Raw genomic sequence first — 8984 nt, forward strand, 5'->3', positions numbered from 1 at the left:
GGAAGCCTCTTCTCAGGGTGCGGGTTTGCTCGTTGAAGCTTTATGCGGAGGAACGAAGCAACGCCTGCAGCGGGGCTCGTAGCTCTCCTTATCGCCGATTAGAAAGACAGGTCCAAGCGCTGCCGGTTTGCCGTTTACGACACGTTGGGTAAAGGCCGCTTCGCCGCTGCCGCACACCGCGCAATAAGCATGCAGCTTGACGATCTCGTCGGCGACTGCGAGCAGCTCCCCGATCGCTCCGAACGCTTTGCCTCTGTAATCCATATTAAGCCCGGCGGCAATAACATGCTTGCCGTCACTAGCGAGCGTCTCGATCAAATCGGTTATCGGCTGTTCAAAAAACTGCACCTCATCAAAGGCGACGACGTTTACCGCTTTCGTTTCTTCTATAACTTTGGCGGCCGCATCCTGAGGCAGCTGGCGCGGCAGGCTGGCTGCCGGCAGGTGGTAACCCATCCGGCTCACGATCTCCGACTCGCTAAAGCGGGTGTCCTCCGCCGGCTTGTAGACCGCTACGCTCATTCGCCCGAATTGCTGAAGCTTCTGGCAGCGGCGAATCAGCTCGCCTGTTTTCTCGGAAAACATCGGGCCGGTAATGACGGTGATGAAGCCTCGTTCCATCATTAGGCAGCATCTCCTCTGGGTATCTGTTGTAGCATTCATAATGCTTTCTGTCATACTATGCTGCAGGTTGTATTATTTTAGCTGAAACAAATGATTTTGCAAATTCGGCGAAAGCCGTCGTCTTGCGTCGAAGGGCGGCTCAGCTTTTTGTGAATCGTTCCGGGCGCTGCCCCAGCTTCCCGCACGACCCTTCGTCTATTCCCTGAGAGCATCCTTCAAGCGGCTATTCATCCCGTCACCGACTGAAGATCCGCGGGCGGCTGCAAGCCGCAGCTTTTTCAATTCCTGCTTCAGCCGATCGTTATCCTTGACCATCGCATCGATGGCCGGAAGTACTCCGGGAACCGTATATCCTGCATCCGAAAACAGCTTTTCGATCGCTTCCCGCAGCTGTTTGGCCGATAATTGCTCGCTCATTTTCACCCTCCAAAATAGCAATAAACTGTCACTATCACATCATATCCTCATCTGTTAAAATAGTCGAGTGCCCGAAATAGAGATCGTTAAATTTTCTCCATAAATTTCATTGACTAGACCTATATATTGATGTAGAATCAAAAACATCGACTAGATATTGAGTATATGAGTCGATACTACACCAAGATGTCTACTAGCGCATTTGACGGTTGTTGCAGTCAGAAGCGCTTTTCTATTGCTATAATTCAGCGAAGGAGAGAGAGAAAAACATGCTGGTTGTCTATGATTCTCGTACAGGCAATGTCAAGCGTTTTATCAACAAGCTGAATATGCGGGCCGTGCCGATCGAGGAGCAAAGCGAAGTGGATGAACCATTCGTTTTGATCACTTACACAACGGGTTTTGGACAAGTGCCGGAGCGGGTCATGTCGTTCCTCAAGCAAAATTCCGACCATCTGTGCGGCGTGTCTGCCAGCGGCAACCGGAATTGGGGAAACGGATTTGCGAAGAGCGCGGATACGATCTCGGAAATGTTCGGCGTGCCTGTTGTATCGAAATTTGAATTATCCGGAACAAATCAAGATATGGAATACTTTGTCGAAAGGGTGCGGACCATTGAAACATATCGAACTGAACAACGAGCTCATGCAACGCGGAGCGGACGGCTTCTATCAATTGGATAAAGACAAAGAGGCGGTAGCCGCTTTTATGGAGGAAGTCGACAGCAAAAGCATGAAGTTTGGCTCGCTGCGCGAAAAGCTTGACTATTTAATAGAGAACGACTACTACGAGAACGTATTCGAGGATTATACATATGAGCAAGTGGAGGCCGTATTTACATTAGCGGAAAACAACGGCTTCCAGTTTGAATCGTATATGGCGATCTCGAAGTTTTATAAAGACTACGCGATGAAGTCGAATAACAAATCGCAATATCTCGAGAAATACTCCGACCGCGTTGCGATCGTTGCTCTTCACCTCGGTGAAGGCGATGCGGACAGAGCGCTTCGCATTGCGGAAGCGATGATCGAGCAGCGGCTGCAGCCGGCGACGCCAACGTTCCTGAACGCAGGCAAAAGCCGCCGTGGTGAAATGGTATCCTGCTTCCTGCTGGAAATGGACGATTCACTGAACTCCATCAACTATGTGCTCGGCACTTGCATGCAGCTTTCCAAAATCGGCGGCGGCGTTGCCGTCAACCTGTCGAAGCTGCGCGGCCGCGGCGAATCGATTAAAGGTGTCGAAGGTGCAGCGAAAGGCGTTATGCCGGTACTGAAATTGATGGAGGATGCGTTCTCCTACGCCGACCAAATGGGTCAGCGCAAAGGCTCTGGCGCTGGCTACTACAATATTTTTGGCTGGGATATCATCGAATTCCTGGATTGTAAAAAAATTAACGCCGACGAGAAATCGCGTATTAAAACGCTGTCCATCGGCCTGATTATTCCGAATAAATTTTACGAATTGGCTGCACAGAATAAGCCATTGTATGTATTTGGACCACATTCCGTTCATATGGCCTACGGCAAGCATCTGGACGATATGGATATGGATGAAATGTACGAAGAGCTGCTCGCCAATGACCGCGTTGTGAAAAAAGTCGTAATGAACGCGCGCGACATGATGACGAAGATCGCTTCGATTCAATTGGAATCGGGTTACCCATACATTATGAACAAATCGAACGCGAACCGCGTTCATGCGCTGAAAGATATCGGCGGCATCAAAATGTCGAACCTGTGTACAGAAATTTTCCAAGTGCAAGAAACTTCGACGATTAACGATTACGGCTTCGACGATGTGATTAAGCGCGACATCAGCTGCAACCTGGCTTCGCTTAACATCGTGAACGTGATGGAGCACAAAAAAATTAAGGAATCCGTTCATGTCGGCATCGAAGCACTGACGACGGTCAGCGATCTGTCGGCAATTGACAACGCACCGGGCGTTCGCAAAGCTAACGAAGAGCTTCATTCCGTTGGACTTGGCGCGATGAACCTGAACGGCTACCTGGCGAAAAACAAAATCGCTTATGAAAGCGACGAAGCGAAAGATTTCGCAAGCACGTTCTTCATGATGATGAACTACTATTCTATCGAGCAAAGCATGGAGATCGCAAAAGAACGCGGCGAGACCTTCAAAGATTTCGACCGTTCCGAATATGCGAAAGGCACGTATTTCGACCGTTATGTAGAGACGGATTTCCGTCCGAAGCTGGATCGCGTGAAAGAACTGTTTCAAGGCATGGAAATTCCATCGCCGGAAGACTGGGCAGCGCTGAAAGAAAAAGTGCAAAAGCACGGTCTGTACCATGCTTACCGTCTGGCAATCGCGCCAACACAAAGCATTTCGTACATCCAGAACGCAACGTCGAGCGTTATGCCAATCGTAGAGCATATTGAGACGCGTACGTATGCGAACTCGACAACGTACTACCCAATGCCGTTCCTGTCGCAGGAGAACTACTTCTATTACAAATCGGCATACAACATCGATCAATTCAAGCTGATCGACCTGATTTGGGAAATTCAGCAGCACGTCGACCAAGGCATTTCGACTGTTCTGCATGTGAATAGCAACGTAACGACTCGCGAATTGGCGCGCTTCTATATTTATGCTGCCCAAAAAGGTCTCAAATCGCTTTATTATACGAGAACGAAGCGTCTTTCCGTTGAGGAATGCACAAGCTGCGCCGTATAATTCGAAGGCACTTATAAGTACGATTTCCGTTTCTATATTCAGCGCAAAACGAGCTGCGCCGCCGTATTGGCGGCGTAAGCCGTTTATGCTTGCAAAGGAGCAATTTTGACGATGAAAGCAGTAAACTGGAACCGTCCAGACGACGATTTTACATTAACCTTCTGGCAACAGAACGTCATGCAGTTCTGGACGGATGATGAAATTCCGTTGTCTGATGACAAAATGGACTGGATGGATATGAGCGAAATTGAGCGTACCGTCTACAAAAACGTGCTGGGCGGACTGACGCTTCTCGATACGATTCAAGGCGGCATCGGTATGCCGAAAATATTGGAGCATGTTGAAGGCTTGCAACGCAAAGCCGTATTGGCTTTCATGTCGATGATGGAGCAAATTCATGCGAAATCATACAGCAGCATTTTCACAACGCTGGCGTCTTCAGAAGAAATCGACGCGATTTTCAATTGGGTTGAAACCAATGAGCAGCTGCAGAAAAAAGCGAACCTGATCTCCTCGTGGTACCATGGCATCGAGACGAAGCAGCAGCTTTATAAAGCGATGGCGGCTTCCGTATTCCTGGAAAGCTATCTGTTCTACAGCGGTTTCTTCTATCCGCTTTATTTGGCTGGACAAGGCAAGATGACGAGCAGCGGCGAGATCATCGACTTGATCCTTCGCGACGAGAGCATCCACGGCTTGTACGTAGGTACGCTTGCGCAAGAGCTTTATCAAGAGTTCAGCATTGAAGAGCAGGCTCAACTGAAAGAAGAGCTTTATGAGCTGCTGCAAACACTCTATGATAATGAAGCGGTATACACAGATGATCTGTACACGCCTATCGGCTTGCAGGACGAAGTAAAAGCTTATGTCCGTTATAATGCGAATAAAGCGCTGATGAACCTGGGCTTCGAGCCTCATTTCCCAGAGGAGCCGGTCAACCCGATCGTCTTCAACGGCATTAGCACGCATACGAAGCAGCATGACTTCTTCTCGAAAAAAGGCAACGGCTACGTTCGTACCGTTCACGTTGAGCAATTGAAGGATGACGACTTCGTATTCAACTTCTAATTCTTATTGAAATCATAGCAATCGGCGCGCGGAAGCGGCCGGTTGCTTTTTTTATTGTTGGGCTTTGTCCGTTGAGTAGTGACGGATAACGATTATCAGCGAAGCAGCTTCGCTATTTAACGAAGCTAAATTCGCTGCAGGAGGGGAGTTCGAATAGGCTTTTAACGATAGCGAAGCGAATTTCGCTGTTCGTGAACTTAGGTTCATGGAAAGCGAAATTTACTTCGCTAATGGCTTGTCTATCGTAAAATAGCCGAGATTAGCGAAAGTGACTTCGTTATATTGCGAAGCTGCTTCGCTGGCGTTCGCTGCCCATTTTACAAGAAAAAGACTATGCCAACGTATAGAGCGCGTGATAAACTAGGGAGGATAAAGCTCATCCTAGCGTACAAATTCTGACTGATAACGAGGAGGAATTCGCGTGGACAATTGCTCGATCATTGTAAAGCCCGCTCTGCATTTGACAGGCATTAGCTATAGCGGACCGTATTCGACGTTGCCGGATGAAGCGATTCGGCTGCAGACGGAGTTTTTATCACGCAAGCATGAGCTAAGCAGCGTATCCAGATCCCCGGTTCTTTACAGTCCTTATTTCGGCAATGAAGCTTTCGTCACTTATTGGGCTTGCCATGAAACGCATCATATGGAGGAATTGCCCGCAGGCATGGTGCAGTTTACGATTCCGGAGCATCATTACGCGATGGTTGCCTCGACGAGCAAACGGATTGGCGAAGCTTATGAACAAGTGTTTTTATGGATGAAGGAGCGGCAGCTCATTAAGCATGAGAGTGCTGTTGCACTCGAAGTGTTTTACAGCGTAGAGCGTCATTTGGAAGAAGAAGTGGAGCTTCTTATTCCTTTGCAGGATAGATGGAAATAATAACCATATACGAGAATGGCCAACGAGGATCCGTTCCATGGGCATCCTCTTTTTTTATTTACAAAGGAGACTAGCCAAACGATGATTCCAATCTATATCGTAGATGCATTTGCCGATTCGGCGTTTCGCGGCAATCCGGCGGCTGTTTGTTTACTGGAGAAACCCGCAGGGGAAGTGTGGATGCAGCAGGTCGCAGCCGAGATGAATTTATCGGAGACAGCGTTTGTTGCACAAACGGCTGACGGATATGAGCTGCGCTGGTTTACACCGGCTGCGGAGGTCGCTTTATGCGGTCATGCGACGCTTGCCGCCGCTTTCGCATTATGGGAGACGGGTAGGCTGCAGCCTACCGAACAGGCAGCTTTTAAGACGAAAAGCGGTTTGTTGACCGTCGTTAAGGAGCTAGAGGGCAGCGGGGGATGGATGAAGATGGATTTCCCTGCAGAACCGTCTTCGCCGGTGCAAGCGCCGGAGGCGCTCATTCAAGGTTTAGGTCTTATACCGCGTTATACGGGGAAAAACCGCTTCGATTACGTTGTAGAAGTCGACAGCGAACGGACTGTGCGCGAGCTGAAGCCGGATTGGCAGCTGCTTGGCAGTTTGGATGGAAGAGGAGTCATCATAACGGCAAAGGCTGATAATGGAAGCCATTGCGATTTTGTCTCGCGGGCATTTTTTCCGAAATTAGGGGTAAATGAAGATCCGGTTACAGGCTCGGCGCATTGCGCACTTGCCCCGTATTGGAGCAGACGGCTCCGTAAGGAACAGTTGACTGGCTATCAGGCATCGGCTAGAGGCGGAATCGTAGGGACGGAATTAAGCGGGGACAGGGTGCTGCTATCTGGGCAAGCAGTCATGGTGCTTCAAGGACAATTAGCGGAAGGGGCTGGACAATAATGATGAAGCTTAAATTGGAAAGAGAACAGAAGGAAGCGCTTGTTGAACGGGTACAAAGTTTTTTCGAGCTGGAGCGTGACGAGTCGATTGGTACGATTGCAGCGGAGCAACTGCTTGATTATATGCTGGCTGAGCTTGGACCGTATGTATACAATCAGGCGATTACCGATGCGCGCAAGACGGTAACGGAACGCTTGCAAAGCGTGGAAGACGAGCTTTATGCGCTGGAGCAAAGTGTCTCCGTCAAGCGTACACGAGGAAGATAACGGCAGAAGGAGGCAGCATACCTTGGGATATGAAATTATTTTATTCGATGCAGACGACACGCTATTTGATTACCCGAGAGCCGAGGAGCATGCGCTTTCCAGCGTTTTCCGGCATATCGGTATTGAAGAATCGTTGGCCCGTACTGAAGAAACAGATAGTTATACGTTTCGGTACAAGCAAATAAACAGCGGCCTGTGGAAGGAACTGGAGCAGGGACGCGTGACGACAACCGAGCTGAAGGTCGCGCGGTTTAGACGTTTGTTTGAGGGCGATGCCGCCTTTACGATTGACGCCGACGAAATTAGCGATCGTTATTTGGGCTTTTTGGGAGAGGGACATTTTCTGTTTGATGGCGCAGAGGCGGTCATTCGCAATTTGGCGAAACGCTATCGTCTAGCGATTATTACGAACGGCTACAAGGACGTTCAGCTGTCGCGGATTGCCCGTTCGGGGCTGGCCAACTGCTTTGAGCAGGTCATTATTTCCGAGGAAGCTGGCTATCAGAAACCGCACACCGGTATTTTCGACTATGCCTTCGAGAAGCTGGGATATCACGACCGCAGCAAAATGCTCATCGTAGGCGATTCATTAACCTCTGATATGCAAGGCGGCCTGAATATCGGCATCGATACGTGCTGGTATAACCCAACAGGCAAGTCCAACGGCACCGCTGTACAGCCGAAGTACGAGATCAGGTCACTCGATGAACTGTATCGAATCGTTGAACCACAGATTGAGACTTAATGGGAAATAGGGGAGATTTGAAACGATGGGGAAAATGAAGACAATATTGTTCGATTTGGACGGAACGTTAACCGATCCGAAGCTGGGCATTACGAGCGGAGTACAGTATGCTTTATCGAAATTTGATATTCATGTCGACAATCTCGATACGCTGGAGCCGTTTATCGGCCCGCCGCTGACGGAGACCTTTCAAGAGCTGTATGGACTATCGGAGGAACAATCGCAGCAGGGGATCGCGTATTACAGGGAATATTTCGCTGACCGGGGCATGTACGAGAATGAATTGTATCCCGGCATGCATGAACTTCTGGGCGGGCTGAAGGAGAGAGGCGTTAGTGTGTGCATGGCCACCTCCAAACCGACCTTTTTTGCGGAGAAAATCGCGGATTATTTCGACATCGGCCGTTATTTCGATTTTATCGGCGGCAGCAATTTGGACAATACGCGGACCGATAAAGCGGAAGTGATTCAACATGTGTTGGAGACGCAAGGGATAGACCCTTCGGAAACGATTATGATTGGCGACCGGAAGCATGATGTGATTGGCGCGCGCAAAAACGGCATTCCTTCGATTGCGGTAGGTTACGGTTACGGCCGCGATGAAGAGCTGCGGCTTGCCGAGCCGGCCTACAGAGCGGCGACAGTTGATGAGCTTGCGGCACTTTTGCGAGAATTGATGGAGTAATCTATTTTGCATATTGCATATTGCATGTTGCATGTTGCGTGTATTGAAAAGGCCTTAACGGGCCTTCTCAACATGCAATGAAACCTGCATCCTCGCTGGAACCTCTATGTAAAGCCCCTTCTGTAGAACTACTTCGTTAGGAACTCTGCTGCAGAACCTTCTCTGTAGATCTTCTTCGTTAGAACCTCTGCTGTAGGACTTTTTCTGTAGAATCTCTTCCGTAGTTCTCCTTCTGTAACTCTTTTTAATTAGAACTTCTTCTTAGATAGCTCCTTTCTAATTCTTTTTTTCTTGAAGTAACTGCTACTCCACATTTTTTTCAGCAAACCTCCCCTGTTGACTAGCTAAATTTCACCTTTTACTCCACGCTGACCCTCTCTATTGAGAAACAAAATGCAAAAGTGCATTTTGATGAGCCCCAAAACGCCGCAAACAGCGATCAAAATGTAAAAGTACAGTTGAAAACGTTCAAATCCGCTCTAAAGACGCTTTTTACGCCAATCCACCTGCACTTTTACATTTTGATGCGATAAATCGCTCAAAAAACGAGAAACAAAATGTACTTTCGGTTAGGCCCCCGTAATCCGGAGTTTTACCCTACAAATAACAGGTGCTTGAAGAAAATCTCATTATTTCATGCTGTTACATGGCTTTATGAAAATCAGAAGCATCCTCTTGTGTCTTGATCCACTCTGAGAACAC

At 48.7% G+C, this 8984-nt stretch carries 10 protein-coding genes; 8 read left to right on the plus strand and 2 right to left on the minus strand.

Annotated elements, in window-relative coordinates; translation table 11 throughout:
- Nucleotides 1-12: 12 nt before the first annotated feature.
- Both IEX98_RS25495 and IEX98_RS25500 read right to left on the minus strand, forming a co-directional pair.
- Nucleotides 13-621 carry a thymidine kinase gene (locus IEX98_RS25495; protein ID WP_188892528.1) on the minus strand — a complete coding sequence of 203 codons (609 nt, stop codon included), beginning with the start codon at nt 619-621 and terminating at the stop codon, nt 13-15.
- 198 nt (nt 622-819) lie between these two features.
- Nucleotides 820-1041, minus strand: a complete 222-nt coding sequence (locus IEX98_RS25500) for a hypothetical protein (protein WP_188892512.1) — start codon at nt 1039-1041, stop codon at nt 820-822.
- Nucleotides 1042-1310: 269 nt separating this feature from the next.
- Here IEX98_RS25500 and nrdI point away from each other — a divergent pair, with 269 nt between their 5' ends.
- The 8 genes from nrdI to IEX98_RS25540 all read left to right on the plus strand — a co-directional run bounded on the left by nrdI (nt 1311) and on the right by IEX98_RS25540 (nt 8282).
- The gene (nrdI, locus tag IEX98_RS25505) at nt 1311-1724 is read left to right on the plus strand and encodes a class Ib ribonucleoside-diphosphate reductase assembly flavoprotein NrdI (RefSeq protein ID WP_188892513.1); all 414 of its coding nucleotides are present in this window, start codon (nt 1311-1313) and stop codon (nt 1722-1724) included.
- On the plus strand, nt 1657-3741 hold the full coding sequence (gene nrdE, locus IEX98_RS25510; protein WP_188892514.1) for a class 1b ribonucleoside-diphosphate reductase subunit alpha: 2085 nt from the start codon (nt 1657-1659) through the stop codon (nt 3739-3741). Before nrdI ends, nrdE begins: the two co-directional genes overlap by 68 nt.
- 111 nt (nt 3742-3852) lie before the next feature.
- On the plus strand, nt 3853-4809 hold the full coding sequence (gene nrdF, locus IEX98_RS25515; RefSeq protein WP_188892515.1) for a class 1b ribonucleoside-diphosphate reductase subunit beta: 957 nt from the start codon (nt 3853-3855) through the stop codon (nt 4807-4809).
- Between the two features lie 421 nt (nt 4810-5230).
- Nucleotides 5231-5689 carry a GyrI-like domain-containing protein gene (locus IEX98_RS25520; protein WP_188892516.1) on the plus strand — a complete coding sequence of 153 codons (459 nt, stop codon included), beginning with the start codon at nt 5231-5233 and terminating at the stop codon, nt 5687-5689.
- 81 nt (nt 5690-5770) lie between these two features.
- A complete protein-coding gene (locus IEX98_RS25525; protein ID WP_188892517.1) occupies nt 5771-6586 on the plus strand; it encodes a PhzF family phenazine biosynthesis protein in 816 nt (271 codons plus the stop codon).
- Nucleotides 6586-6852 carry a DUF2164 domain-containing protein gene (locus IEX98_RS25530; RefSeq protein WP_188892518.1) on the plus strand — a complete coding sequence of 89 codons (267 nt, stop codon included), beginning with the start codon at nt 6586-6588 and terminating at the stop codon, nt 6850-6852. The genes IEX98_RS25525 and IEX98_RS25530 overlap by 1 nt, the downstream gene beginning before the upstream one ends.
- A gap of 22 nt (nt 6853-6874) precedes the next feature.
- A complete protein-coding gene (locus tag IEX98_RS25535) occupies nt 6875-7597 on the plus strand; it encodes a YjjG family noncanonical pyrimidine nucleotidase (RefSeq protein ID WP_188892519.1) in 723 nt (240 codons plus the stop codon).
- 25 nt (nt 7598-7622) lie between these two features.
- Nucleotides 7623-8282, plus strand: a complete 660-nt coding sequence (locus IEX98_RS25540; RefSeq protein WP_188892520.1) for an HAD family hydrolase — start codon at nt 7623-7625, stop codon at nt 8280-8282.
- Nucleotides 8283-8984 lie beyond the last annotated feature (702 nt).

This window comes from Paenibacillus radicis (ex Gao et al. 2016) (genome assembly GCF_014641555.1).
Lineage (GTDB): Bacteria > Bacillota > Bacilli > Paenibacillales > Paenibacillaceae > Pristimantibacillus > Pristimantibacillus radicis.